Genomic DNA, 26,278 nt, shown 5'->3' on the forward strand with positions numbered 1-26,278 from the left:
AATCGCGCTATTTGTCACCATATCCCTGTAAAGCGTGACTGACTAAACCAAAGGAAATGTAATGAGTTTAATTAACGAAACCCATGATATAAATTTAACTAGCTGGGTAGCCTCAGCAAATGTTGCAAACTGTGACTTCCCTATTCAAAACTTACCGTTTGCAGAAGTACGCCGTAAAAATTCAAGCGAAGCATTTCGTGGTGCGGTTGCCATTGGCGACCAAGTTATCGACCTTGCAAAAGTAAACCAGCTAGCAATATTCAGCGGTGACGCGCAAATAGCCGTTGCAGCAGCAAGTAATGCAACGTTAAATGAATTTATGGGTTTAGGTCAGCAATACTGGTCAGCACTTCGTTTAGCACTGTCTAAAGCGCTACGTGAAGGCTCAGCAGAACAAGCTACATTAAGTGAAGCACTGATCGCACAAGCTGATATAGAATTCGCATTACCATGTCGCATTGGTGATTACACAGATTTTTATACTTCAATTTACCACGCAACTGCGGTTGGTAGCTTGTTCCGCCCTGATAACCCATTATTACCGAACTACAAATGGGTACCAATTGGTTACCATGGTCGTTCATCGTCAATCGATGTTTCAGGTCAAACTTTTCATCGCCCTAACGGCCAAACTAAAGCGCCTGATGCTGAAGTACCGTCGTTTGGCCCATGTAAACGTCTTGATTACGAGCTAGAGCTAGGTATTTACCTAGGTAAAGGCAATGACTTAGGTGATGCTATCGCGATTGAAAATGCAGAAAACCACGTATTTGGCTTCTGCGTATTTAATGATTGGTCAGCACGTGATTTACAAGCATGGGAATACCAGCCTCTTGGGCCGTTTCTTGCTAAAAACTTCGCATCAACGGTATCTCCATGGATTGTGACAACGGAAGCACTGGCGCCTTACAGAACATCATGGACACGCGATGAGAACGATCCACAGCCACTTGATTACTTAGAATCAACCCATAACCGTGAGCTTGGTGCTTTTGATATTAAAATGGATGTATTGATTGAAACGCAAAAAATGCGTGATGAAGGCCATACTCCTGCTCAAGTATCAAAATCAAGCTTTAAACACTCATACTGGACTGTGGCGCAAATGGTCACTCATCACACAGTAAATGGTTGTAACTTTATGCCTGGCGATATGCTTGGATCAGGTACACAGTCTGGTCCTACCCATGAAGAATCTGGTTCACTGCTTGAGTTATCTCGTGGCGGCAAAGAAAAAATAACACTCAGTAATGGCGAGCAACGCAGCTTTTTAGAAGATGGCGACAATGTTGTTATGCGTGGTTGGTGTGAAGCTGATGGCTTTGCACGCATTGGTTTTGGCTCAGTAGAAGGGACTATCCTTCCTGCTAAGTAATTAAATAGCCAATATTTTTAATATCAGGTTAATAAAAAAAACGCTCATTTGAGCGTTTTTTACATTTTAATTATTATAAATTACAATTTTTTTCTGGCTTTTTCAGCTCAAATTGCTATCTTAAATCGGTTAATAGCCAGTATTTATAAGCCATGTCAGTATTTATTAAGTCTTTTTATCATCGAGTTTTCCCAGCGCGACAGCTGTTGATCCGCCAAAATGGTGAGGTCAAACATGTCATATTGGCTCCTTGGTTACAAATTTGTGTCGCCCTGTCTATTTTAATTGCTTTAACTTGGCTTGCTGCATCTACACTTCAAGTTTACTCACAAACAAATAAAATTTCTGATATCGAGCAAAATCAATTATCAAAGCAACAACAATGGCAGCAGCAGCAAAGCGCCCAACAAATACAACACACCAAACAATTAGAGCAGCTGCGTATTCTTGAGCAAAAACATGCTTTGCTGCAAAGCATGATTGAGTCACTCCCAGAATCCATCAGTAAGCAAAATGATAATGTCAGTGACTCACCAATAAAAAATAGTGAACAACAAAGTGATTTCCATGCACCTCTTATTGACGAAAGTGACGAAAAAAACACGTCAGTAAATAATTTAAACTCGTTGACTGTAGATCAACGTTTTGTAGCATTGACGAACAGCTATGAACGCAGTTTTTTGCAATTAGAGGTGCAAATAGAGCAACGGCAACAGCATATTCTTACAATGCTCAAAGGTGCAGGCTTAGATACCGCATTAGCCAAGCGCTTAAGTTATGCAACGCCTAAAGCAGCTCAAGGGGGGCCGTTGGATTTATTTGATGAGTCGAAAATTCCTATGCAGTTTTTGGCCATCGCAGATAAGTTACTTTCTCTCAATGCACTTGAGAATTTTTTAAACGAATTACCCCACGCCCTTCCCGCAGCCGATTATTATATCTCTAGTAGTTATGGGTTGCGTAAAGATCCTATGAATGGCCGACGTGCTTTTCACAAGGGTGTTGATTTAGCGGGTTGGCATAAAACTGAAATTTTCGCCCCTGCTGATGGTATTGTTTTACGTGCCGGGCGAAATGGTGGCTATGGCAATTTTATTGAGTTACAGCATAAAAATGGCTTTGTTACTCGTTTTGGTCACTTGCATAAAATTAAAGTAAAAAAAGGCCAAAGCATTGCTAAAAATGATGTTATTGGTTTAATGGGTAGCACCGGTAGAAGTACGAGCACTCATTTGCACTACGAAGTATTACTTAATGGCAAACATGTCAATCCTGTAAAAATCACAAAGGCGCTCTCTCGTGTTCGGTAAAAAAAAATCTCCTGTGGGTAATTCATCAAGCTCACATTTAAAAAGAACTAATAATACGCCGTCGATTATCTCTGAAGATGTACGGTTAACTGGTAGCTTAGTGAGCCAAGGTGAGGTCCAACTTGATGGTCGCATTGATGGTGATGTTCGTGTTAATCATCTTGTGATCGGTACTACGGGTACGGTTGAAGGAACTGTCACCGCTGAAAGCGTTATAGTCAAAGGTAAAATCTTTGGCTCACTTAACGCAAGTAAAGTCGTTATTGAAAGCTCTGCACAAGTTCATGGTGATGTCTACCAAGATACATTGAGCATTGATGCTGGTGCTATTATTGAAGGTAATTTAAAACAACGTCATGAAGCTGAAACGGTCGCATTAATTAATAATGATACTGAGTCAAAATCAGAACTGACCTCAGTTCTTAGCGAAGGCGATAACGACTTGTCGTTTTTTAATAAACAAGCCGCAGAAAAAGAATAAAACACGCTGTCTTTAAGTTATTTTTTCTCAGTTATGTACATTGTTATATCTGCGGTGAACACCAGTTCATTGCGGGTATTATAAAGCTTTACAGGTACTACTAAATCTTCTTTATCGTGCCATTGTCTTGGCATCGGTATTTCAGCAATCGCAGTCACATCGGTATCTACTTTCGCCAAGTATTTTACCGTCATGCCCTTTGGGATCCAACGATGTGTTTTGCTTGGGACGGTAGCATCAACCATAACACCAGCACACAATTCAGCCAAGTTACACTGCGCAATAGCGTGAATAGTCCCTATATGATTAAACACCTTACGACGTTTTTTAACAACCGCACTGCAATGCCCATCGCGTAATTCAAGTATGTAAGGTTTTATAGAACCAAAATACGGCGCTTTAAAACATACCGCTTTACTAAAAAGCCAGTTTCCGTATGGTAACTTTGTTACTCTTCGCCAGATTTTTAACACAGAACCACCACTCATAGCTCAATCTCTACCACTGTAAATAAAATCAAAACTAACACATCAGACCAGTTATTCAAGGTTTAATAAACTGTCATTCATTCGTTAGCAAAAAAATTATCTTTCACTGACTACGTATGTACCTATATCTCCGCTTTCTTTTTTTCAATTAAGTTCTTAGAATAGCAGCCATAAGGAGCATTCATGCCAACAACAGATCCGCGTCGCCATCTTCGTGTTATTTTAATACTCGCTTTACTGGTTGTATTTTGCCCATTAGCGATTGATATATACCTACCAGCCTTTCCAGACATTGCGCATGCACTGAGCATTGATGAGCAAAAAGTACAGTTAACTGTCGCGATTTTTATGTTAACGGTTGGTTTAGGCCAACTTATTGCAGGCCCACTTGCAGATAAATTTGGGCGTAAACCTATCGCACTCGCTGGCATTATTTTGTATGGTTTGTCATCTTTATTGGCGTATATGTCACCGAACTTTACTGTATTAATGTGTGCTCGTGCATTGCAAGGGTTTGGCGCATGCGCCACTTTTGTTGTAGCATTTGCGATTGTGCGTGACACGTATGGCAGTGCTAAAAGCGGTCAAATGATCACTTACCTCAACGGAATTGTGTGCTTTATCCCTGCCCTTGCTCCTATTTTAGGTGCTTGGTTAACCGTGCAGTTTGGTTGGCGGATGAACTTTTTATTTTTAGCCGGCTTTGCGTGCGTAGGTCTTCTATTGACGTTGCTATTTTTCAAAGAGACTCGCCCAAGTGACAGTCATTACCAGGGGCACATATTAGACATACGCCGATTTGTGCCAATTATTACCACACCTGTATTTTTCTTTAATAGCTTACTGTGCATGGTAGCAATGTCAGCTATTTTAGCATTTGTAACACTAGCGCCTGGCTGGATCATGACCGAACTTGGTGGCACAGTCGGTGATTTCACTTTTTGGTTTACGCTCAATGCGATTGTCAGTATTGTCGCCAGCTTTATTGCGCCGCTCTATATCAAGCGTCACAGCCAAAAAGCATTAAAGTTAGGGGTTAGCTTGCTAATTCTATCAGGCGTGCTGGTATTAGTGATGAGCGAGCTCAGAACGGCCTTTACTTTTATGTTACCAATTTTAATAGCTGCATTAGGCTTTGCGCTAAGTTTAGGGTCTGCTGCGGGTATGGCATTGTCACATTTTCCTAAGCAAGCAGGCACTGCATCAGCATTAATTGGTCTAATGCAAATGAGTGGCGCTGGGTTACTAGTGATGCTTACGCAAGTACTGCCATTTAATGCCCCTGAGTTTATTGCTTTTCATCTACTGTTGTTACTGCCATTGTGGGTAGTATTGCTCAGTAAAAAAGCACATATTTACCACCCTACTCAAACGGCGCAACCATAATGCTGGTTAACTATGAATTTTTGTTATCTTTCTTGGCAGCAAGTTTTTTAATCGCAGTAGCGCCAGGGCCATCAAATGCATTTTTAATGGCACAAACGTTCGCAAATGGCCGCGCTGCAGGCTTGCAAAGTGCATTTGGGTTTGCCTTAGGTGGTGTTGCTCATACTCTATTTGCTGTTGCAGGGTTAACTGCCATTTTAAAAGCCTCTGAAACCGCATATGCAACGGTACAATATGCTGGTGCCGCCTACCTTTGCTACCTTGGTATTATGATGCTTAAAAGCACCTTCAGTAATGCAACTGAAAACAGTGATGATAAGCCCAAAGTCAGTAATAAGGCGCAAAACGTTATGTTTCAAGCTATGATGACCGAAGTGCTAAACCCTAAAGTGGCGCTCTTTTTTATTGCGTTTATACCTCAGTTTGTTGATACGAGTTTATCAACGTCGACTACTTTTCAATTAGCATTTTTTGGTTTGCTTTACCCTCTTTTTGCTTTTCCAATCGACTGCACATATATTTATTTTGGCGATAAGATAGCAAACTACTTTCGCGATCATCCGCAAAGTCAAATTTGGATTGACCGCATAACAGGGGTCGTATTTATTGCACTGGCAATTAATCTATTAATGTAATAAAAATAAGAGTCAACATGGAACAAAAACAACAAACACTCCCAGCTCGTAAAAATATTGCGCTCGTTGCCCACGATGGAAAAAAAGCAGCGCTGCAAGCATGGTGCAGCAAACACAAGGATGACTTAAGTAGGCATACTTTGTATGGTACTGGCACCACTGGTCACTTAATTGAGCGTAATACAGGGCTTGAGGTTATCAAGCTATTAAGTGGCCCGATGGGGGGCGATCAACAGCTTGGCGCTAAAATCGCTGAACATGAAATTCATATGTTGATTTTCTTTTGGGATCCATTGGCCTCTCAGCCTCATGACCCTGATGTTAAAGCCTTGCTACGTCTAGCTGCGGTATGGAATATTCCGGTGGCGTGTAATGAAGTCAGTGCTGATATGATATTAAGCTCGTCGTTAATGCACAGCGAGCTTGAGCGTACCTTGCCAGATTACGAAAAATACCTCGCAACCCGACAAGTTAATTTATAAGTTAAACTATATACCCAAGCCACCTTAAGATACGAGTTTCAGTTGGAATTAAAAGCGATTTAGGCAAGGCATTGATTGCAAATAATGGCTGTTCCCTTGTTAAAATCAATAACGCAGTATAAATCGCTTTTAAACCAACCCGCAGGGCGTTTCACAGGCACTTACTCTCATCGTTGTTACTTCTTAAAAGGGACTGCCATTGTTGCAAAGTAACGCCTTGATATTAAACCCCTGTGAAACGCTGAATTCTGTATCTTGAGGTGGCTTGGGTATAAATTAAGTCTGCCTACTTATAAATTATATTAGCCCACTTGGTTAAACCAGCGGTGACACTACCAAAGTGATCACCGTTCACCATTTTTATATCGCCTAAGTGTTGTTGCAAGGCCGCTTTAATTAAGGGTGATTGTGCGCTACCACCAGTCAAATAAATAACATCTGGTGGTACACCCGCATCGCTAATTGCTTGCTTTGCTAAGGTCACTATTTGGCTGATTGAATCATCAACCGCCAGCGCTAGCTCATTGGTGCTTATTAATTTAATTAACTGCGGCGATAAAAAGCCCAAATCACACTCAAATGTAGCTTGCGAAGACAATGCAATTTTAGCAGCCTCCCCTTGCTGAACAAGTTGGTGACCTTGCTTGTTCTGCTGTAGCGTAATTAAACGTTTGAATAAGTCAGGTTCACTTACATCACGCAGCTGCGTTAATAACTCGCGGGTATGTGATTGCGCATAAAACTGACTTTGCAAGTTCACATCATTAATTTTACACGCTTGCCAAAACGCCTGATTCGGTAAAGGTAAGCCTGACTTAAACGTAGTACCTAAACCTAGTAATGGCATAAGTGCGTGGTAGCTCAGTGCAATGTCTAAATCATTACCACCAACACGTTTACCTGTATGCGCTAAAAAGTCACTATCACGATCATTATTATTACGAAAGCTTGGGCCCATTTGCACAAACGAGCAATCACTGGTCCCCCCGCCAATATCAATAACCAAAACTTTTTGGTCTTCGGTTAGGTCACTTTCATAATCAATCCCAGCTGCCAGTGGTTCGTATAAAAAAGCCACGTCTTGAAAGCCTGCTCGTTTAGCTGCGCGCTCTAAAATACCAATGGCTTGCTTATTTGACTCTTCCCCGCCCACTGCTTGAAAGTTCACAGGGCGACCTATAACGGTGTGTGTTAGTTGTTTTTGTAACGACGCTTCAGCACGCTGTTTTATTTTTAAAATCATCGCAGTCGCAATGTCTTCAAAAAAGTTAATTTGCCCTTGCTTTAAACCTGTAGCCCCAAAAAATGATTTAGGAGATTTAACAAAATAGCCTTCTTCAGGAAATTGTACATATTCACTAATGGCTTCACGACCGATAAATAAACTTTCATCGCCAGGGACAAGATCTAAATCTGATTTAATGCGAGGCATCGTGTTAAGCAGCGCTTGGCGCTGAATTCTAAAGTCGCTTTCGTAAGCGGTGCCAGTTAAATGTTGTGCAACAAAATCAACGACTAATGCACTATGGTGCGTATATAAGGTTGAGGGTAGGTAAAACTTACCTTGCTCTAAGGGTACTAACTCAACTGTATTTTGAGCATTCATTACACCCATTGCGCAATTAGAACTACCATAATCAAAACCAACTACCATTATTTCACCGTTACTCACATCAAAAGGCCGCGCAATTTAGCACATTTAGTGATTTTTTGAAACGTTATTCAGGTGTGCGTACTCTTAAAAAACTCGCAAAACGAGGGAGCCCGTGCTTGGTAAAACCGTGATAACGGTAAGTAATTGTTACGCCTAATGCTGGTGGTATTCGTCTTTGTGCATCGCTAAATCCAGTGCCTATTGTAAACTCTAATCCATCACTATTTTTAACCCGCAAAGCGCCTAACATGCCCTGATACTTACCCTTACCTGGTAAGTGAGCAATAACCATGGCCTCATTATCAAAATACGGTTTGAGTTTTAATAACGAAGACGATCGACCATCACGGTGTTTTGCACTGGCTAAATGAAGCATAACGCCTTCAGCACCTTGCTGTACGGTGCGCTCAAAATACGCAGTAAGGGTTTCATTTGATGTAAACTGATGTTGTTTTACTGCGACAATGTGGGGCTGATTTATATTACTGACTAGTCGCTGATAATTTTGATAACGGACATTGAAAGGATTTACTTTATCTGGCATATCAAAGACACGATAACTGACCTTTCGCCAGTCATCATCATTTGGTTTTATAGTGCGTACAATGCCACTGAGTGAGGCAAAGTCTTGGTGTTTAGTCCAAAGTTCGCCATCTAACCACACGTTTGGTAATACATCCACAAACCAATGTGGCGCATTAATAGTGTTACCATTACGCGTTACAAATTGATTACCAGTCCAAATGGCTCTAACACCATCAAACTTTTCACTTACTAAATAGCGCGATACAGCAATATCATTATTTGCATCATATACATTAGCAAGCTGCACGTGAGGAGTGGTCGTTGATAACAACGTTTTAATCGCGTTTTTATCGTCATTTGCAGCTACGTTAACTTGGCTGAAAACAAGTACACATAACAATAACGCGTTATAAATCCTTTTATTCATCACGGTATCCTTACAGGGTTGATACCTACACTATAGTTTAATCTGTACCCATTGCCATAGTTGCTGAAGATTTTCAAACCGTGCAGTTGCTTTGCTCAAGTCATGGTTAAGCGTATGCTTATTGGGTATAGCCATAACACGAACTTGCGCATTATATGCAGCAGTAACCCCCGTGTGAGTATCTTCAATTGCAATGGCATTTTGCGCCGTAATATTAAGTGTGTTTAAAGCAAGTAAATAAGGATCAGCAGCAGGCTTAGGGTTAACAACATCATCTTTAGTCACCACACAATCAAATAATGTATAAAAGCCGTACCCTTTAAGAATAGGTAATGCCTCAGCGCGGGCACTGCCTGTTACGAGTGCCATTTTTAAACCACTTTGCTTTACAGCCAGTAAAACTTCTTTTGCATAGGGCATTAAAGGCGGTAAATGGTTTGATACAAATTCACTAAAGTAATCATATTTAGCTTTCGCCAGCGCTTTAGGAGTTATATCCAACTGATAATGCGCCACCACTTCTTTTGCGGCCTCTAATGTTGCCTTACCAGAAAAACGTTGACAAAATTCGTCTTCTTCGTAGCAAATACCATACTTGGCTAATACATCATTCCAACAATTAAAATGCACGCTTTCTGAATCAACTAGCGTGCCATCCATGTCAAATAAAACAGCCTTTAAAGTCATCCTCATTCCTTTATTTTTAATTATAAAAAAAGGCGCACATGGCACCTTTTATAATATATATTATTGCGTTAAACCCGCTGGTGGCTCTGCAAACGCTTCTGCGCCAGTCTCAACATCAACCAGCTCATAACCTCGCTCTTTTCTGATAACTTTTAATACCGGCTTTTCAAACGCTGTTTTAAGACGCGTTGCATCATCTTGCAATGCCTCTAACGTGTTACCAAATGGCGCTGCACCCGTTTCAGACCAGTTTGTTACTTTACCGTTTAGGTTGTATTCCACTTCGTGTATTTGATATTGCGCAGCATCGTCTTTTGTTGCTTCACAAAAAATAACTCGGTAATTCCAAAATCCAGCCATCACTATTCTCTTTAATTAAAAAACCTATACACATTACTTTAGCAGCAAAGCTTTTCAATATAAACGAAAAAACCCGCTAAGAAGCGGGCTTTATAATCAGATTACTAAAAGCTTAGAAAAACTTAACTTTAAATTCAGCGCCAATGTAACGCTCTTCATTAACCATACCTGTGTTGTTATTGAAGTCGACAGCACCGATTGCTTGTTGCTCATTAAACATATTACGCACGAATCCTGAAACTTCGTATTCATAATCGCCTTCTGACCAGTTATAACCAGCGCGTAGGCCCGTTTCTAACAATGCTTTACCTTCAAACTCAACTGACTCATATAAGAAAAAGTCAATTTTGCTACGGTACGAAACGTCGGCATATGCAAAGAAGTCACCATCAGCAAGTTCTTTCGTATAACGTAACGTTATGTTAGAAATCCACTCTGGTGCATGCGGTAAGTTATTGCCATCTAAAATTGCACGGTCCTCAGGACCAAATGGGCCTGGTACTTGGAAAGTAGGATCTGTAACAGTGCATTGCCCACACACAGCAACAGCTAAATCGTTATCATCAAGTTCAGTTTTATTGTAACTTAAATTGAATGTAGCATTTAACTCATCTGTTAATACCCACTCTGTATCCAGCTCAAAACCGTAACCAGTCGTTTTATCAGCATTAATCAAGCGATTAAAGTTTGCACCACCACCAACAGCAGTTAATTGTTGATCATCCATTTGGAAATAGAAGATAGTTGCGTTAACACGACCACGGCCATCTAGCACATCAGACTTAATACCTGTTTCATAAGATGTCACAGTTTCTGATTTAGCAACAGTCACTTCATTACCAAATAAGATACGACCTTGTACGCTTGGTGCACGAAAACTGTTAGCAATACGCGTATACCAGTTAACATCATCATTCACTTTATAGCTTGTTGAAATATCCCAGCTGATATGATCATCATTTAAATCTTCAGTTAAAGATAACGCACCGCCACCAATTGGGCTTACAGTACGATTTGCAGAGAATTGTTTATCGTCATCTGAATAACGAAGGCCAGCAGTAACTTTTAAGTCATCTGAGATAGTGTAGTCAACAGAACCAAACACAGCCCATGCTTTAGTGTCTTGTTGTTGTAATACATAGCCATTTAACTTGCCATTTGCAGACGTGTCAAAGCTGTAGTTTTCAATAGTCAGTGCTTCATCAAAATAGAACACACCTACTTGGTAATTTACATCACCTGAAAAGTTACTCGATAAGCGAAGTTCTTGAGTATATTGATCATGATCAGGAATACCATCAGCACTTTCTGAGCTAAAAGGTATAAAACCAGGGCCCATTGGCGCGTCTTGACCATCAACTTTATAGCCACCGTAACCGCCGTCGATGTCTGCACGAGAGAAAATCTCTGCACTTTCCCATGCTGAGATAGACGTAATAGTATGATTAGCAAGGTCCCACTCAAGCTTTAAGCTTGCACCTTGAGATTCTACATGCTGAACAGCACGTGATACTGCATCTTGATAAATCACATCATGTTCGTAATTATCAACAAGCTCATTTGAGCCTTTTTCAATAACATTGGCGCGAAAAGCAATTGGTGAACCAATCATGTCGCGTACATGGTAGTTAAATAAACCAGTAAAGTCGTCGCCTTCATATAAAAACTGAATACGCGCTGCTTTATCAGTGTAACCGCCAAGGACATCTTTTTGTTCAAAACCAGGTGCACGATTATCGATATAATCGTCTTTATTTTGCCAAAGTACTGAAACTCGTGTTGATAAGCGATCTGTTAATGACCCACCTACTGCACCTTCAAAATCAACAGCACCTAGACTACCGTAAGAAACTGAGCCATAGCCATCAAATTCTTGACCTGGTTTTACTGTGTCGAACTTAACAAGGCCTGCCGGTGTATTACGACCAAACAAAGTACCTTGAGGACCACGTAAAACTTCTACGCGCGCCACATCAAAAACAGGAAAGCCTTTTAAAATAGCATTTTCTTGCACAACTTCATCAACAACTAACGAAACAGGTTGTGAAGCATTTAAATCAAAATCGGTATTACCTAAGCCACGAACATAAAAGCGTGGGAATGAACGACCAAATGAAGACTCAATTGATAAGCTTGGAATTTTCGCATTCATAAAACGAATATCCATACCTGCAGAGCTGTAGGCATCTAAGCTGTCACCTTGTAACGCAGAAACAGCAACAGGGACTTCCTGTGCATTTTCTACACGCTTACGCGCGGTGATTTGAATAACTTCTAATTGGTTGTTTTTCTCAGCAGCTGGCGTTTGCTCAGCAGCAAGAGTTGAAAATGAAGTACCTGCTACAGCAGAGAACAACGTTGCATTAATTAGGGTTGCTAACGTAGATCTTTTCATTGCTTTCATGTCGGGGTTTAACCTTTTGTATGCACTCTTGTTCAACGGTTGGGGTGTTGCGCCAAATTCACTCGGCGGGCTCGGCCAATTTTTCGCGCCTTGCAGTAAGCTGCGCGGACCTCTTTGTCGAGAGTGCAAAACGAAGTAAAGAGGCTGAACGAACGCTGAAGATTATAACACTGTATGACAGTTTTGCTGCATAAATATGTACAATAAGATAAAGTTTTTACAACAAATACCGACAAGTTAAGCGAACTTAGGACACTTTATGCAATTATTTTTATTTTATGCGGACATATGTCCTATCAACTATCGAGTTAAAAATTGTAGGGAATCCCGCAGATCTATTTAATAACTATTTGCATTGTAAATTTAGGTACGCATTATTTACGCTGAATACGATTTGATTTATCCTTACTTCCTCTATACCAATAATTGAAGTGTGCATATTTTAAGTTATAGATTAATGAGGACTTTAGTTTCGATATACCCAAGCCTCCTCAAGATACGAGCGTCGTTGGAATTAAAAGGATTTAGGCAAGGAATTGATTGCAAATAATGGCTGTTCCCTTTTAAAATCAATCCCTTATAAAAGTAACGCAGTATAAATCCCTTTTAAACCAACCCGCTAGGCGTTTCACAGGCACTTACTCTCATCGTTGTTACTTCTTAAAAGGGGCTGCCATTGTTGCAAAGTAACGCCTTGATATTAAGCCCCTGTGAAACGCTGAATCATGCGTCTTGAGGTGGCTTGGGTATAAAATGCGATAAAAACACTTTTCAGGTTGGCTGAATTAATGCCAACCTGAAAAGGGATATATTATTTATAATTTAAACTCGCCGACTAACCCGTTGAGTTTTTGCGACATCTCACTTAACTGCTCACTTGATTGATGTGTATGCTTTGCACCTAATTCAGTTTGCTCTGCAATCGCTGATATCTCTGTAATATTGCTACCTATGCTGGTCATTGCTTTTTGTTGATCATTCGTTGCTAATGCAATGTCTTCGCTTATTGTAAATAAAACATGCACAGCTTCGTCTATTTGCTGTAATGTTTGTGTACACTCGTGACTCACAGATAACCCATATTGAGTTGCAGAATGGGCTTGTTGCATTTGCTCAACGGTTAACCCCACTCTTGCTTGAAGTTGCTCAATCATTAGTTGAATACTACCTGTCGACTCTTGAGTACGTTTAGCGAGCGTTCTTACTTCATCAGCAACAACCGCAAAACCACGACCTTGATCACCCGCTCTCGCGGCTTCAATTGCTGCATTTAATGCTAATAAGTTAGTTTGTTCTGCCACCTGTCTAATGACATTTAAAATATCACCAATTTGCTCTGATGCTGTTTGCAACTCTAATACAGCCAATTGTGCTTGCTCAACATTGCCTGCAACTTGTGTAATGGAGTTAAAATTATCCTCAACATGTTTCAAGCCCTGTTTGCTGAGCAACTCAACATCTTTTGTCGTTTGTAAACTCAACGCTGTTTGTTGGGTGATTGAATGAGCTTGTGTGCTTAGTGATGCTATATTATTTGCAACCTGAACGGTTTGTTCTTTTTGTTCTGCAATACCCACTTGTATTTGACTCGTCACACATGCTAATTCTTCAGCCTGTGAGGCAAGTGTACTGGTGTTGCCATTAATCACACTTAACACATCTTTGAAGTCATTATTCATATTGTTAAAGGCGCACGCCATGATTGAGAGCTCATCTTTACCATCGCTTTTTAAACTAATTGTGAGATCTTTATTTGCAGCAATTTCACTCATTGAATAAGTTAGCTTAGCAAGCGGTTTAGTAATATTTCGGGCTATGTATAAACCCAATAAAACCAGAACCACTATAGAACCAAATGTACTTATCAAACTTATTTTGAGTTGTTCATTAAACTCCTCTTCAATATCATCTAAGTAAATACCTGTAGCAATAGCCCATTGCCCACTACCTAAACGTTTTACAAATGAAGTTTTTTGTTCAAGTTCTACAGATCCTGGTTTTGGCCATTGATAATAGACAAAGCCCTGGTTATACAGGCGAGCCATTTGTACAAATTGCGTAAATGCAGACGCGATAAAAGGCTTTTCATGTGTAGTCATCGATAAATCATTTAATTGTGGTTTTATGGGATGCATAACCATCTTACCGCTAAGATCAAACAAGAAAAAATAACCACTTTGCCCGTAACTTGCTTGTTTAACTAAACGCTTAATTTCATCATTACGTGCTTGTTCAGTAAGCTCAAAATTACTCTCAAGAGCTTTAAATTGACTTTCTATACTATCAACTAATAATTGAGCACTATTCTTACGCTCAATGAGCATACGGTCTTTTAAATCATAGGCATTGTGTATTTGTAAAATCAAAATAATTAAGCTGGCAAAAATAATTATGAGACGAAGTTTAGCGGATACTTTTAAGTTATTTAAACAGTTGGTTAGCAGTTTCATGGGTATTCCGGATTAATGACGACACAGAGTAAAAACTCTCATTAAGCACGCAATTGTACCCTTTTATAGAACATTTAATATAGACGCATAGCCTTTTAGCAACCTTAAAATATAAACAGTGGCTTAACGTATTGATAATAATTATCTTTTACAGTGGCGTTAATTGTAAAGAAATGTAACTGAAAGAGGAACATCGCGAATTCCTCTTTTTGTTAATAAGATGAATTAGGTTTATAAAGAGCGCTTACGCATTAGTGCGATTTCCCCATCAATATGAATATCACGTTGTGGAAATGAAATGGTTACTTCATGCTCTGCAAATATTTTATAAATACTAAAACGAATATCACTTCGGACTTGACGCAGCATACTCTCAGATTCAGCACAAACCCAAAAAATAGCATTAAAAACAAGTGAACTATCAGCAAAGTCATCAAGTAAAACTGATGAACTTGGGGCAGGTAATATCGCTGAATGTTCTTTTAAAACTTGTTTTATTAGCCGTTCAACGAGTAATACATCCGAACCGTACGCAACACCAACACTGACTGAAGAGCGCGCGTTGCGATCAATTAACGTCCAATTGGTTACCGTATTTTCCAAAAGCTGGCTGTTAGGGATCAGCATATGCACACCATCGTTACGGCGAATTCGCGTAGAGCGGGTATTTATGGTTTCAACAACGCCTTTTGCATCTCCGACTTCTAAAAAATCACCTATACGAATAGGGCGTTCCCACATTAATATCCAGCCGCTAATAAAGTTATTAATAATGTTTTGTGCACCAAAACCCACACCAATGGCAATGGCACCAGAGACAAAAGCAAATGCAGTAAGCGGGATATTGAGAACCTCGAGCGAGGTAAAAATTAAAATCGCGATACTTAGCACTAAATAAATACGCGTAAATAAAAGCACCGCATCGGGGCTCATTTTTCGCGCTAACAAGGTTTTTTTAATAAGTCGTCCGATGCGTGTTACCAAAAACCACATTGCAAAAATAATCAGTGGCACTTGAATAACTTTCGCCACTGTAATATTGACCTCTCCGTAGCTAAAAAGCACAAAAGATAAGTAATGATAAATTTGTTCTAAGGTCATACGGCTTCCGCAAAAAATAATAAATGTGTTCAGTGTTCGCTAAGTTTAGCACGTCATAATGAGTTTTAAGGAGAAGTTAAATGCGCACAACGCACTTTATGAACAAATTATTAACATTCACTCACAGTCAGTGCTATATAAATAATAATAGCTTTAATGAGTATCAGGAGAGATTAATGTCACAATTAGGGCGTGTTGACCTTTGTGGATTGAAATTTGTTCAATCTAGGGGTGATTTAATCGCGGCGCGAGGTTTGTAACCTAGTGGGCTAAGTAAAAATCGAGCAACAAAAGAGTCAATCGCCCCTAGAAAGAACCCTTTGGGCAGCGCATGTTTGGCATTTATACTGCGTTATCGCCTATTTATGGGGAACAACCACACTGCATAGGCACTGCCTTGCCTAAATACCAAACATACTGCTGCAAAATCAATAACAAAAGGTCAACACGCCCTAACCTTAAATCAAAAATTAGCCACTTTGCAGCCACTCGTTGATATGAACTTATTTGAATCGAGCCTTGAGTACCGCAATAAAATTTTATGTTTATTGGCCGAACAAGAAAATACGCTAAATTTAATTAATAAAGAATTTGGCCACGAACAACCACCCAGCTTTAGTAGCGAAAAAAAGTTTGTATTAGGTTACAACTAATTTTGCCACACACAGTGTCTTTTCCATCCAGTCCAGCCTAATTGCCACTTTATTGTTACATCGATAATAAAGTGGTTCTTTTATTTTGACTTTTTTATCTACAAAACGTGCTTTTTGCGCTCAATCCCCCCGTTAAATCGATAAACTTGATTGTATATACATGAAAATTTGTTAACTTATGGAAGTTAAATACCCAAGTCACCTTAAAATTCAGAATTTAGGTGATTTTGGTATACCCACGCTATCTATTTTCATTTAACGGAGTTCTCATGCGTAAGACCTTAATAGCAACAACGATTGCTAGTGCAGTACTATTATCTGCTTGTGGTTCACAAGAAACAAAACAAACCACAGAACAAGCGAGCGAAGTGCAAACCGTCGCCGTTGATAACGTATTGATGAAGCCAAGCCCATTACAATATATGGCGCCAGAATTTGATAAATTTGGCACTAAAGATTACGAACCCGTTTTTGACGCGGGTATTGCGCAACAAACAGAACAAATTGCGACAATTGCAAATAATCCAGAACCTGCAACCTTTGCTAATACACTTGTTGAGTTAGAGCTATCAGGTGAACTACTTGATCGTGTATCAACTGCTTTTTATAACTTATCAGGTTTGATCTCTGATGATGAGTACCAACGCATTGCAGCAAAAATGGCACCTGTGCTATCTGCACATTCTGATGATATTTATTTAAATAAAGCATTATTTGCACGTGTTGAAAAAATCAATAACAACAAAGCTAGTTTAAACGCAGAAGATCAACGTCTTGTTGAATTTTACTACACTAAATTTGTTAATGCTGGTGCAAAATTAGATGAAGCGCAAAAAACTAAAATGCGTGAGATCAATGCTGAGCTTGCAAAACTATCAACTGCTTTTTCACAAAACGTATTAAAATCGTTTAAAGAAGACGTTGTACTTGTTACTGATAAAAGTGAATTAGCGGGCCTTTCTGATGGTCACATCGAAAGCTTAGCGGCTGCGGCTAAAAAAGCAGGTAAAGAGGGTTACATGATCACCCTTGTAAATACCACGCAACAACCTATTTTGAGCAGCCTAGAAAACCGTAAACTACGTGAACGCGTATTTAAAGCGTCATCTACACGTGCACAAGATACAAATGGCCCTATCATCATCAAAGAAACCAACTTACGCGCACAAAAAGCGGCGCTGCTTGGTTACAAAGATTGGGCATCTTATGTAATGACTACGCGTATGGCTAAAACCACTGAGAACGTGTACGGCATTTTAGATGACTTAGCACCAAAAGCTGTAGACAAAGCAAAGGCTGAAGCAGCTGAAATTCAAAAAGTGATCAAAGCATCAGGCGAAAAATTTGAGCTACAACCGTGGGATTGGGCTTACTACTCTGAAAAAGTTCGCCAAGCGAAATACGACCTAGATCCAGCGCTTGTTAAACCTTACTTTGAAATGCAATCAGTGATCCATAACGGTATGTTCTTCGCAATGGAAAAACTATACGGTATCACTTTCAAAGAGCGTAATGATTTACCGGTATATCATGAAGATGTAATGGTATTTGAAGTATTTAACGAAGATGGCAGTGCAATTGGTTTATTCTACATGGACCCATATGCACGTGAAGGTAAACGTGGCGGTGCTTGGATGAGCGCATACGTTGGTCAAAGTGGCTTAAAAGGCACTAAACCTGTTATTTATAATGCGCAAAACATACCAAAACCTGCAGAAGGTCAACCAACATTAATGACGTTCTCTGAAGTAACCACTATGTTTCATGAGTTTGGTCATGCGGCGCACGGTTTATTCTCAGACGTTAAGTACCCAAGCCTAGCGGGTACTGCAACAGCACGTGACTTTGTTGAGTTTCCTTCACAAGCACATGAAGATTGGAATATTGAACCAACAGTACTTGCTAACTACGCTAAGCATTACAAAACGGGTGAGCCAATTCCAAAAGAATTATTGGATAAAGTACTTGAGTCACAAAACTTCAACCAAGGTTTTGGTACAACTGAGTATTTAGCGGCGGCATTACTTGATATGGAATGGCATTCATTCGGTGCTGATAAAGTTGTAACTGACGTACAAAAGTTTGAGCATGATGCACTTGAAAAGCATGGTATTGCTTACTACCCGGTACCGCCACGCTATAAGTCTTGCTACTTTAGCCACACATTTGCTGGTGGTTACTCTGCAGGTTACTACGCTTACCTTTGGACTGAAGTATTTGCAGCTGATGCATTTGCACACATGACAGAGCAAGGTGGTCTAACCCGTAAAAACGGCGATAACTTCCGTAAAGAGATCCTTTCAAAAGGTAACAGCCGCGATTTAATGCAAAGTTACATTGAATTCCGTGGTCAAAAACCAACAACTGACGCGTTATTAAAGCGCCGTGGTTTAGTTGAGTAATAAAGCACACGTAAACCAAAAGCCCGCATACTGATGCGGGCTTTTTTGTTATAGTGGCTTTTTTCCACAATACCTAAAAATCATAATGATCTACCTTTTTGCAGTCACCCTACTTTGGGCCTTTTCGTTTAGTTTAATTGGTGTGTACCTTGCCGGCCAAGTTGATGCCTGGTTTAGCGTATTAATGCGTGTAGCCTTAGCAACAGTTGTATTTTTACCCTTTTTAAAGTTTAAACAAATTCCCAGCCAGTTGATCGTAAAGCTAATGCTCATTGGCGCTGTGCAGCTTGGAGTTATGTACAGCTTTTATTACCATTCATTTTTATACTTAAGCGTGCCAGAAGTATTACTATTTACAGTAATGACCCCGCTTTACATCACCTTATTAAATGACGCGATTGAGCGGCATTTTAATCCACAATTTTTTGCTGTCGCACTGCTTGCAATTGCAGGTGCTATTGCCATTCGTTATCAAGGTATCGATGAAGACTTTATACTTGGCCTATTGTTAGTCCAAGGCGCAAATCTATGCTTTGCCACCGGGCAAGTGACCTATAAACGCTTAATGCGCGATAGTAACATTGCACACCAAACCGTATTTGGCTGGTTCTTTATAGGCGCGCTTATTGTCGCTAGTATCTGCTTTGCCTTATTTGGTAACACTGAAAAACTTCCCACCACTACAACTCAATGGGGTGTATTAATTTATCTGGGTATTGTTGCTTCTGGGGTAGGTTATTTTGCATGGAATAAAGGCGCAACACTTGTCAATGTTGGGGCGCTTGCCGTAATGAATAACGTACTTATTCCCGCTGGTATTTTAGTTAATGTTGTAATTTGGAATCGCGACGCCGATATTATAAAACTCAGCCTAGGTGGTGCGATCATTTTATTGGCACTCGTGCTTAATCAGTATCTAGATAAAAAATCGGCAACACCTAAGTACTGACCTAAAACTGTCACTAAAAGTAATTACTCTAGGGCGTGTTGTATTTCGATATCAACACCCCAATCGTTTTTAATTAATTAGTGGAATAAAAAATGAAGCATGCAGCCCCTTTTATTGGCTTGGCATTATTTAGCGCGGTATTAATTGCATTGTCAGGTTGTGATGATGATATTAAAATCGTCGACAAAGAAATCGTTGTCGAAAACACCCAGCTTAAGATTGTTGAAGTCCCTACGCCTATTATTGTCAAAGTACCTGAAGGTGCAGCGCCAGATATTCAACTGGGCACACGCCCTTATTTTCTTATTAATGATATGCAACAAAGTCCGCTAAAAGAACAACTGGCCAGTTGCAGCGAAGGGCCATTTTACCGCACTGATTTTTCAATAGGTCACCGCGGTGCACCAATGCAATACCCTGAGCACACTAAAGAATCTTATATTGCAGCTGCTCGTATGGGAGCTGGTATTGTGGAGTGTGATGTTACATTCACCAACGATAAAGAACTGGTTTGTCGTCATTCTCAATGTGATTTACACACCACCACAAACATTTTAGCTATTCCTGAACTTGCCGCTAAGTGCAATGTGCCTTTCACACCTGCCGATCCTGTAAACGATATCGCAGCCTCTGCAAAGTGTTGTACCAGTGATATTTCATTAGCTGAGTTTTTAACCCTTGAAGGTAAAATGGATGGCGCGAATAGCAAGGCCACAACAGTTGCACAATATCTTCAAGGCACACCGAGTTGGCGCACGGATTTATACAGCGCACACGGTACATTATTAACGCATAAACAAAGTATTGAACTGTTTAAAGAGTTAGGCGTTAAAATGACACCAGAACTTAAAGCCCCTCAGGTAAGTATGCCATTTAATGGTTTTACCCAAATGCAATACGCGCAAAAAATGCTGGATGAATACACGCAACTTAATGTTGAACCTAGCCGTGTTTACCCGCAGTCATTCAACCTTGAAGATGTTAAATATTGGATTAATACAAACCCTGAATTTGCAGACAGAAGTGTTTACCTCGATGGACGAGATAGCAATGCGGGCTTTGACCCTAATAATGCAGATACTTGGCAACCTAGCATGGCTGAGCTTGTGAATCAGGGCGTTAAAATTATTGCACCGCCAATATGGATGCTACTGAGCATTAATAGTGACCAAAAAATCGTTCCCTCCAAATATGCAGTTAATGCCAAAGCAGCGGGGTTAAATATAATTACTTGGAGTTTGGAGCGCTCGGGGCCACTTGAAAATGGCGGTGGTTATTATTATCAATCCATTACGGATGTGATCAATAACGATGGCGATATGATGAATGTTGTTGACGTGCTTGCACAAGATGTAGGTGTTATTGGTATATTTTCAGATTGGCCAGCAACAGTCAGCTACTACGCAAGCTGTAAAAAAATGCCTGCGAGTATTTAACTTTAGCCCAAGTTAAGGTTATTCAAATTATCACCGAGTCCAACATTATGTTGGGCTCGCATATTTTTCAAGGCCACACACTCGTCCACTGACTCACTGTGCGTTATTATAAGCAAAATTTAAGTTTACCAATTGTATTAAATTGGCATAAAAGGCACATTATGATCATTCAACATCACAGCCATGATATCGCAACAGACACAGGTATTATGCGCACCAGCGTGTACCGTCCACAGGCCGGTGGCCAGTTTCCCGCCATTATTTTTTACTCTGAAATATTTCAACAAACCGCACCAATTGCACGCAGTGCCGCACTTTTAGCAGGTCATGGTTTTGTTGTGTTAGTGCCTGAGGTATTCCATGAGTTGAATCCGCTTGGTACTGTGCTTGCTTATGACGATGCAGGTAAAGATAAAGGGAACGCTGATAAATGGGCTAAGCCATTAGAGTCACACGACAGCGATACTCACGCGATGATAAACTTTGTACAAACTCAAAATTACTGCACCGGTGCTGTCGGCGCGATGGGTGTATGCATTGGTGGCCATTTAGCCTACAGAGCTGCGCTTAATCCTGCCATTAAAGCCGCTTTTTGCTTATACGCTACTGACATTCATAGCGACACATTACCTGCAAAAGCAGGCAATAACTCGTTTGAACGCATGAAGGATATCCAAGGTGAGATTCACTTTATTTGGGGCAAGCAAGACCCACATGTGCCAAAAGAAGGACGTGCTAAAATTTATCAACACGCTGTAACTAGCGGTATTAATTACCAGTGGCAAGAAGTAAACGCCCAGCATGCCTTTATGCGTGATGAAGGCGAGCGTTATGACCCAGCCCTTGCTATTGCCATGTATCAGCAAGCTGTTGCGTTATTTAGCCGCACTTTGTAAGGTTAAAACACTTTTAAAATTGCATACCCAATGCGGTATGCTTTTTTACAAAGTAATCTTTTAAATAATCGATAAACAATCGTAGCTTTTTAGAACCCGCGCCGCCTGGCGGAAACACACCATAAAGCTCAATGTCTTTACTTTTATATTCATCCAGTACAATTTCTAATAGCCCAGCTTGTACTTTAGGCCATGCATCATAAAGTGGGATCCGCCCAATGCCGTGGCCGGCTTCAACAAAGGCAGTACGCGCAGCGGCATTATTTGTACTTAAACCGCCTTGCATTGTGAGACTGTGTTTTTTACCGTCTTTTTTAAGGGTTAAGGTTTTACTGCCAAGCTGATACACCACCCATTGATGCTCGCTTAATTGCTCTGGCGTTTTAGGCTTACCAAAGTGGGCAAAATAATCTGGCGAACCACAAATACATGTACTCATTGTCGTGAGCTTAGTTGCCTGTAAATTTGAGTCGCTCAGCGACACACCTCTTACAGCAAAATCAAAACCATTTTTAATAATATCAATCACATCATCTGTTAGCTGTAGATCTATATTGATTTTAGGGTATTGACGTTTAAAGGCATTAATTGCTGGCACAATAAGTTGCATGCCAACATTTACTGGACAGCTTATTTTTAATAACCCTTGAGGTTCATTTTTAATGTTTTCAATTTGTAGATTTGCCGCATTGGCTTGCTCGGTGATGATTCGACAACGTTCATAATAAGCAATGCCAGCCTCGGTTAATGCCATCGTGCGTGTTGAGCGATTTAATAAGGTTACTTCAAGCTGAGTTTCTAATTTTTTTAAGTGATAACTAGCCACAGTACGGGTTAACCCTAATTGCTTTGCAGCTGCGGTTAAGCTGCCCTGCTCCACTATTTGTGCAAATACCACCATACTTTTTAACTGCTCAAACGATACCTTCATAACATCTCCTAAATTCAACCTTACAATTGTATCAATTATTAAATCAATAAAGTTAAATTTACCATCGTTGTTTAAATATATCTCAGGGCATATAGTTATCTACAAGCTAAGTTAATAATTCAATTCATCAGAAGGAATATCGTTATGGCTAAAAAAATACTTATGGTACTTACCTCACACGCAGAGCTAGGTAATACAGGCGAAAAAACAGGGTTTTGGGTAGAAGAATTTGCAGCCCCTTATTACGCATTTATTGATGCTGGCGCAAAAGTGACCTTAGCATCACCACAAGGCGGTCAGCCACCGATAGACCCAACAAGCACGTTATCTGACTTTCAAACTGATGCAACTAAACGTTACGACAACGACAGTGCAGCACAAACGTTAATGGCAAACACACATGTCCTTAGCGAAGTAAATGCCAGCGATTATGACGCCGTATTTTACCCGGGTGGCCACGGCCCATTATGGGATTTAGTGGATAACACTGATTCGATTACGTTAATTGAAGATTTTATTAAAGCACAAAAGCCTGTTGCTGCAGTATGCCACGCCAGCGCTGCATTTCTAAATATTAAAGGTGCTGATGGTAATGCATTGGTTGCGGGTAAAAAAGTGACAGGCTTTAGTAATACCGAAGAAGCAGCAGTCCAACTGACTGATATAGTGCCTTTTTTAGTCGAGGATGAGTTAATCAAAAAAGGCGGCGATTATCAAAAAACAGATGATTGGGGCGTATTAGCATTAGAAGACGGCCTTGTTATCACGGGTCAAAATCCTGCCAGCTCTGAACTTGCAGCTAAAAAGTTATTAACTAAGTTAGGTTAAACTCAATTTAGCTTACATCAAAGCCTTGCCCACTGGGTAGGGCTTTTCATTTAGGCATCAAGATGGGTATACTCTGGCAAATCCATTTTCAATTTAAGCTTATGTATGCCAACTAAAAAAAGCTCTTTGAGCATTCCTCCTTTAGCCAGTAAACGTTTTGCCATTGTAGGCATTATTTTATTATGCACGTTGCTGCAAATCGCCAATAGCGTACCCGGTATTAACTTAAATGGTTTAGGGATCTATCCTCGTAATTTAACTGGGCTAACAGGCATATTTTTTGCCCCCTTTCTACATGGTGGTTGGGTGCATCTATTAAGTAATATGGTCCCTTTTGCGGTGTTAGGTTGGCTAGTATGCCAGTACAGTGTAAAGCGCTTTTGGGCTGTATTTGTTTTTACTGCACTTACTGGTGGTTTACTGGTTTGGCTATTTGGTCGAGCAAATATACACGTAGGTTTAAGCGGGGTACTTTACGGTTTATGGGGCTTTTTAATTAGCTACGGCATTATGCACCGTTCATTTAAAGCCATTTTGATTAGTGTATGCGTTGTGTTTTTATATAGTGGTTTTATTTGGGGTGTATTGCCACAAAGACCGCATATATCGTTTGAAAGCCACCTATTTGGCGCCATTGCCGGAATATTTATTGGCTATTATTTTGCAAAACAAGATAAAAAAAGTAACAGCCGTAAGCTGTGAATAGGCAGGCTATGCTAAATCAAGCACGCAACGTTAGTGTAGCCATCACTACAGCGTGATCGGTGCTTTGGTCATCACGCTCAAAGTCAGGGTTTATCAAGTGACGGTCATAGGTGTGGTAATTACTTACTTCATAAAAACTGTCATGGAAACTCGCATCAAACTCACAAGACAGTAAAATATAATCAAGTACTGAGCTGCTGGCCCCATAGTAATGTGTTGGCACACGATGTGGCTTTTTTGAGGGGTGAGGTTCAGGTTCTATGTTGTCACTCACCTCTTTTGCAACCCCCGTATTTACAAGTGACCTTATATACAAATCCCATGCATCACTTAAACAATATTTTGCAAGGTAGGCACGACAATCAAACGCAGGGGCAAATCGTAATGAGTCAGTAAGCAAATGACTTAATACACCATCGGCTAGGTTATTGTTAAAGTCGCCCATTAATAGCATCGGGTTTTGCGTGGCCTCACGCCGCGCTATCATTTCAACCATCAGTAATGTAGCTTCTGTTCCGCGTTGTATTGTTGAGCCCCAGCCACCAGCAAGTGTTGCTTTTAAATGCTCTATAATATTTTGCTCAGGCGCTAATTGGTTTGGTTCTTCAACCTCAATCATCGAACGTTTAGATTTAAAGTGCACCACATAACAATCAGTGTTACCAATGTGCGGTAAATCAACCGTGGCTCTGAGTACTTTGCGACTAAACGAAAAGTCAGCTGCTAAACCAAGCGTTTGCGCAAGTTCATTGTCATGTCGAACAACACCGACCTCTGTAATTGGAAAGCGCGAGGCTATAGCGACCACTGGCCGTTTATAAATAAAATCATCAATTACTTCTGGCTCATCTATCACTGCAAAATATGCATAACCTTGCTTATGCATAAGCGCTTTTAACGGATCAATACTAAACACTTCTTGAAAGCCTATAACATCAGGTTGCTGCTGATTTAAATAATCACTAATCCAGCGCTGTTTTTTAGCCCACTGCTGTGCGGTATAAATGCGTTCAAATTCATAAAACGCATTAGGCGGCTCAAGGTAATTAAACAGGTTAAACGTCGCAACTTTCAACTCTGTATTATTTAGCACCACCGTATCTTTGCTAGCTAAAAGTACTGAGTTATTACTTGTTTGTAATTCACTGTTGTTGATAACGTTCACCCGCCTAAAAGTTAGAAAACAATTATATACCCAAACCACCTCAAGATGCATACTTCAGCGTTTCACAGGGGCTTAATATCGAGGCGTTACTTTGCAATAATGGCAATCCCTTTTAAGAAGTAACAACGATGAAAGTAAGCGCCTGTGAAACGCCCAATGGGTTGGTTTAAAAGCGATTTATACTGCGTTATTAATTTTAACAAGGGAGCAACCATTATTTGCAATCAATGCCTTGCCTGAATCACTTTTAATTCCAACTGAAACTGTATCTTGAGATGGCTTGGGTATAACATAAACACATGCTTGAGCTGGAAATACAAGATAATGATGAAGGTATTACCCAAGAGCAAGAAAGCAAAATTTTTGAGTTATCCTATCGTGGCGGTAACAAATTAACCCGCACCACGCAAGGCACTGGCATTGCGTTGGATTCGCGCTAGTAAGCGAGCTCATTGTTGCACAACATGGTCAAATTAAAGCAACCAGAAGAAAACCCAGTCTTGCCATGCGGCTTTCATTTCAGTCTAAATGTTGAATGATTGGAGTTT

24 protein-coding genes are annotated in these 26,278 nt (G+C 40.2%); 14 read left to right on the forward strand and 10 right to left on the reverse strand.

The window, feature by feature from the left end:
* The first annotated feature begins 61 nt into the window (after window positions 1–61).
* From fahA to A7967_RS10775, 3 genes are all read left to right on the forward strand, one after another.
* Entirely contained in the window at window positions 62–1,375 is a 1,314-nt protein-coding gene (gene fahA, locus A7967_RS10765) for a fumarylacetoacetase (protein ID WP_054205111.1), read from the forward strand.
* A 152-nt stretch (window positions 1,376–1,527) separates the two neighbouring features.
* Entirely contained in the window at window positions 1,528–2,685 is a 1,158-nt protein-coding gene (locus A7967_RS10770; protein WP_054205110.1) for a M23 family metallopeptidase, read from the forward strand.
* On the forward strand, window positions 2,675–3,166 hold the full coding sequence (locus A7967_RS10775; protein ID WP_054205109.1) for a bactofilin family protein: 492 nt from the start codon (window positions 2,675–2,677) through the stop codon (window positions 3,164–3,166). The genes A7967_RS10770 and A7967_RS10775 overlap by 11 nt, the downstream gene beginning before the upstream one ends.
* A gap of 17 nt (window positions 3,167–3,183) precedes the next feature.
* On the opposite strand, the gene A7967_RS10780 is transcribed toward A7967_RS10775, so the two are convergent.
* A complete protein-coding gene (locus A7967_RS10780) occupies window positions 3,184–3,654 on the reverse strand; it encodes a hotdog fold domain-containing protein (RefSeq protein ID WP_054205108.1) in 471 nt (156 codons plus the stop codon).
* A 183-nt stretch (window positions 3,655–3,837) separates the two neighbouring features.
* Between A7967_RS10780 and A7967_RS10785 the strand changes: the two genes are divergently transcribed.
* The 3 genes from A7967_RS10785 to A7967_RS10795 are packed head-to-tail and all read left to right on the forward strand — an operon-like array spanning window position 3,838 to window position 6,157.
* Window positions 3,838–5,040: a multidrug effflux MFS transporter gene (locus A7967_RS10785; RefSeq protein WP_054205107.1), complete on the forward strand. Its 1,203-nt coding sequence runs from the start codon at window positions 3,838–3,840 to the stop codon at window positions 5,038–5,040.
* A 2-nt stretch (window positions 5,041–5,042) separates the two neighbouring features.
* The gene (locus tag A7967_RS10790) at window positions 5,043–5,675 is read left to right on the forward strand and encodes a LysE family translocator (protein ID WP_054205201.1); all 633 of its coding nucleotides are present in this window, start codon (window positions 5,043–5,045) and stop codon (window positions 5,673–5,675) included.
* A gap of 17 nt (window positions 5,676–5,692) precedes the next feature.
* Window positions 5,693–6,157: a methylglyoxal synthase gene (locus A7967_RS10795; RefSeq protein ID WP_054205106.1), complete on the forward strand. Its 465-nt coding sequence runs from the start codon at window positions 5,693–5,695 to the stop codon at window positions 6,155–6,157.
* 286 nt (window positions 6,158–6,443) lie between these two features.
* On the opposite strand, the gene yegD is transcribed toward A7967_RS10795, so the two are convergent.
* From yegD to A7967_RS10830, 7 genes are all read right to left on the reverse strand, one after another.
* Window positions 6,444–7,811 carry a molecular chaperone gene (yegD, locus tag A7967_RS10800; RefSeq protein ID WP_054205105.1) on the reverse strand — a complete coding sequence of 456 codons (1,368 nt, stop codon included), beginning with the start codon at window positions 7,809–7,811 and terminating at the stop codon, window positions 6,444–6,446.
* Window positions 7,812–7,875: 64 nt separating this feature from the next.
* A complete protein-coding gene (locus A7967_RS10805; protein ID WP_082355607.1) occupies window positions 7,876–8,763 on the reverse strand; it encodes a DNA ligase in 888 nt (295 codons plus the stop codon).
* Window positions 8,764–8,793: 30 nt separating this feature from the next.
* Complete coding sequence (locus A7967_RS10810; RefSeq protein WP_054205104.1) at window positions 8,794–9,450, reverse strand: HAD family hydrolase; 657 nt, start codon at window positions 9,448–9,450, stop codon at window positions 8,794–8,796.
* Window positions 9,451–9,510: 60 nt separating this feature from the next.
* Complete coding sequence (locus A7967_RS10815; protein WP_054205103.1) at window positions 9,511–9,810, reverse strand: hypothetical protein; 300 nt, start codon at window positions 9,808–9,810, stop codon at window positions 9,511–9,513.
* A 112-nt stretch (window positions 9,811–9,922) separates the two neighbouring features.
* Entirely contained in the window at window positions 9,923–12,214 is a 2,292-nt protein-coding gene (locus tag A7967_RS10820) for a TonB-dependent receptor (protein ID WP_054205102.1), read from the reverse strand.
* An 815-nt stretch (window positions 12,215–13,029) separates the two neighbouring features.
* On the reverse strand, window positions 13,030–14,664 hold the full coding sequence (locus A7967_RS10825) for a methyl-accepting chemotaxis protein (protein WP_054205101.1): 1,635 nt from the start codon (window positions 14,662–14,664) through the stop codon (window positions 13,030–13,032).
* Window positions 14,665–14,895: 231 nt separating this feature from the next.
* Window positions 14,896–15,765, reverse strand: a complete 870-nt coding sequence (locus A7967_RS10830) for a mechanosensitive ion channel family protein (RefSeq protein ID WP_054205100.1) — start codon at window positions 15,763–15,765, stop codon at window positions 14,896–14,898.
* 497 nt (window positions 15,766–16,262) lie between these two features.
* Here A7967_RS10830 and A7967_RS23105 point away from each other — a divergent pair, with 497 nt between their 5' ends.
* The 5 genes from A7967_RS23105 (at window position 16,263) to A7967_RS10855 (ending at window position 22,101) form a co-directional block, all read left to right on the forward strand.
* On the forward strand, window positions 16,263–16,418 hold the full coding sequence (locus tag A7967_RS23105) for a hypothetical protein (RefSeq protein ID WP_167349697.1): 156 nt from the start codon (window positions 16,263–16,265) through the stop codon (window positions 16,416–16,418).
* Window positions 16,419–16,687: 269 nt separating this feature from the next.
* The gene (locus tag A7967_RS10840; RefSeq protein WP_054205098.1) at window positions 16,688–18,820 is read left to right on the forward strand and encodes a M3 family metallopeptidase; all 2,133 of its coding nucleotides are present in this window, start codon (window positions 16,688–16,690) and stop codon (window positions 18,818–18,820) included.
* Between the two features lie 85 nt (window positions 18,821–18,905).
* Window positions 18,906–19,769: a carboxylate/amino acid/amine transporter gene (locus tag A7967_RS10845; protein ID WP_054205097.1), complete on the forward strand. Its 864-nt coding sequence runs from the start codon at window positions 18,906–18,908 to the stop codon at window positions 19,767–19,769.
* Between the two features lie 92 nt (window positions 19,770–19,861).
* On the forward strand, window positions 19,862–21,205 hold the full coding sequence (locus A7967_RS10850) for a glycerophosphodiester phosphodiesterase family protein (RefSeq protein WP_054205096.1): 1,344 nt from the start codon (window positions 19,862–19,864) through the stop codon (window positions 21,203–21,205).
* 161 nt (window positions 21,206–21,366) lie between these two features.
* Window positions 21,367–22,101: a dienelactone hydrolase family protein gene (locus tag A7967_RS10855; protein ID WP_054205199.1), complete on the forward strand. Its 735-nt coding sequence runs from the start codon at window positions 21,367–21,369 to the stop codon at window positions 22,099–22,101.
* A 13-nt stretch (window positions 22,102–22,114) separates the two neighbouring features.
* On the opposite strand, the gene A7967_RS10860 is transcribed toward A7967_RS10855, so the two are convergent.
* Window positions 22,115–23,032, reverse strand: coding sequence for a LysR family transcriptional regulator (locus tag A7967_RS10860; RefSeq protein WP_054205095.1), 918 nt, complete (start codon window positions 23,030–23,032; stop codon window positions 22,115–22,117).
* Between the two features lie 144 nt (window positions 23,033–23,176).
* Here A7967_RS10860 and A7967_RS10865 point away from each other — a divergent pair, with 144 nt between their 5' ends.
* Together A7967_RS10865 and A7967_RS10870 are read left to right on the forward strand one after the other, a co-directional pair.
* Window positions 23,177–23,860 (forward strand): type 1 glutamine amidotransferase domain-containing protein, encoded by a 684-nt coding sequence (locus A7967_RS10865; RefSeq protein WP_054205094.1) that lies wholly within the window; start codon window positions 23,177–23,179, stop codon window positions 23,858–23,860.
* Window positions 23,861–23,965: 105 nt separating this feature from the next.
* Window positions 23,966–24,562 carry a rhomboid family intramembrane serine protease gene (locus tag A7967_RS10870; RefSeq protein WP_054205093.1) on the forward strand — a complete coding sequence of 199 codons (597 nt, stop codon included), beginning with the start codon at window positions 23,966–23,968 and terminating at the stop codon, window positions 24,560–24,562.
* A 19-nt stretch (window positions 24,563–24,581) separates the two neighbouring features.
* Here A7967_RS10870 and A7967_RS10875 read toward each other — a convergent pair whose 3' ends face one another.
* Window positions 24,582–25,619 (reverse strand): endonuclease/exonuclease/phosphatase family protein, encoded by a 1,038-nt coding sequence (locus A7967_RS10875; protein WP_054205198.1) that lies wholly within the window; start codon window positions 25,617–25,619, stop codon window positions 24,582–24,584.
* Between the two features lie 410 nt (window positions 25,620–26,029).
* On the opposite strand from A7967_RS10875, the gene A7967_RS23010 reads away from it, so the two are divergent.
* Window positions 26,030–26,170: a hypothetical protein gene (locus tag A7967_RS23010; protein ID WP_157601493.1), complete on the forward strand. Its 141-nt coding sequence runs from the start codon at window positions 26,030–26,032 to the stop codon at window positions 26,168–26,170.
* Window positions 26,171–26,278: the final 108 nt, after the last annotated feature.

The organism is Pseudoalteromonas neustonica, from assembly GCF_001653135.1.
GTDB lineage: Bacteria > Pseudomonadota > Gammaproteobacteria > Enterobacterales > Alteromonadaceae > Pseudoalteromonas > Pseudoalteromonas neustonica.

Bases quoted from the DNA above. Each gene is read 5' to 3' on its own strand.
- A7967_RS10860 (WP_054205095.1), bottom strand. From the start codon at position 23,032: ATGAAGGTATCGTTTGAGCAGTTAAAAAGTATGGTGGTATTTGCACAA.
- yegD (WP_054205105.1), bottom strand. From the start codon at position 7,811: ATGGTAGTTGGTTTTGATTATGGTAGTTCTAATTGCGCAATGGGTGTA.
- fahA (WP_054205111.1), top strand. From the start codon at position 62: ATGAGTTTAATTAACGAAACCCATGATATAAATTTAACTAGCTGGGTA.
- A7967_RS10815 (WP_054205103.1), bottom strand. From the start codon at position 9,810: ATGGCTGGATTTTGGAATTACCGAGTTATTTTTTGTGAAGCAACAAAA.
- A7967_RS10845 (WP_054205097.1), top strand. From the start codon at position 18,906: ATGATCTACCTTTTTGCAGTCACCCTACTTTGGGCCTTTTCGTTTAGT.
- A7967_RS10785 (WP_054205107.1), top strand. From the start codon at position 3,838: ATGCCAACAACAGATCCGCGTCGCCATCTTCGTGTTATTTTAATACTC.
- A7967_RS10810 (WP_054205104.1), bottom strand. From the start codon at position 9,450: ATGACTTTAAAGGCTGTTTTATTTGACATGGATGGCACGCTAGTTGAT.
- A7967_RS10830 (WP_054205100.1), bottom strand. From the start codon at position 15,765: ATGACCTTAGAACAAATTTATCATTACTTATCTTTTGTGCTTTTTAGC.
- A7967_RS10795 (WP_054205106.1), top strand. From the start codon at position 5,693: ATGGAACAAAAACAACAAACACTCCCAGCTCGTAAAAATATTGCGCTC.
- A7967_RS10870 (WP_054205093.1), top strand. From the start codon at position 23,966: ATGCCAACTAAAAAAAGCTCTTTGAGCATTCCTCCTTTAGCCAGTAAA.
- A7967_RS10770 (WP_054205110.1), top strand. From the start codon at position 1,528: ATGTCAGTATTTATTAAGTCTTTTTATCATCGAGTTTTCCCAGCGCGA.
- A7967_RS10820 (WP_054205102.1), bottom strand. From the start codon at position 12,214: ATGAAAGCAATGAAAAGATCTACGTTAGCAACCCTAATTAATGCAACG.
- A7967_RS10865 (WP_054205094.1), top strand. From the start codon at position 23,177: ATGGCTAAAAAAATACTTATGGTACTTACCTCACACGCAGAGCTAGGT.
- A7967_RS10840 (WP_054205098.1), top strand. From the start codon at position 16,688: ATGCGTAAGACCTTAATAGCAACAACGATTGCTAGTGCAGTACTATTA.
- A7967_RS10825 (WP_054205101.1), bottom strand. From the start codon at position 14,664: ATGAAACTGCTAACCAACTGTTTAAATAACTTAAAAGTATCCGCTAAA.
- A7967_RS23010 (WP_157601493.1), top strand. From the start codon at position 26,030: ATGCTTGAGCTGGAAATACAAGATAATGATGAAGGTATTACCCAAGAG.
- A7967_RS10805 (WP_082355607.1), bottom strand. From the start codon at position 8,763: ATGAATAAAAGGATTTATAACGCGTTATTGTTATGTGTACTTGTTTTC.
- A7967_RS23105 (WP_167349697.1), top strand. From the start codon at position 16,263: ATGAACTTATTTGAATCGAGCCTTGAGTACCGCAATAAAATTTTATGT.
- A7967_RS10780 (WP_054205108.1), bottom strand. From the start codon at position 3,654: ATGAGTGGTGGTTCTGTGTTAAAAATCTGGCGAAGAGTAACAAAGTTA.
- A7967_RS10855 (WP_054205199.1), top strand. From the start codon at position 21,367: ATGATCATTCAACATCACAGCCATGATATCGCAACAGACACAGGTATT.
- A7967_RS10850 (WP_054205096.1), top strand. From the start codon at position 19,862: ATGAAGCATGCAGCCCCTTTTATTGGCTTGGCATTATTTAGCGCGGTA.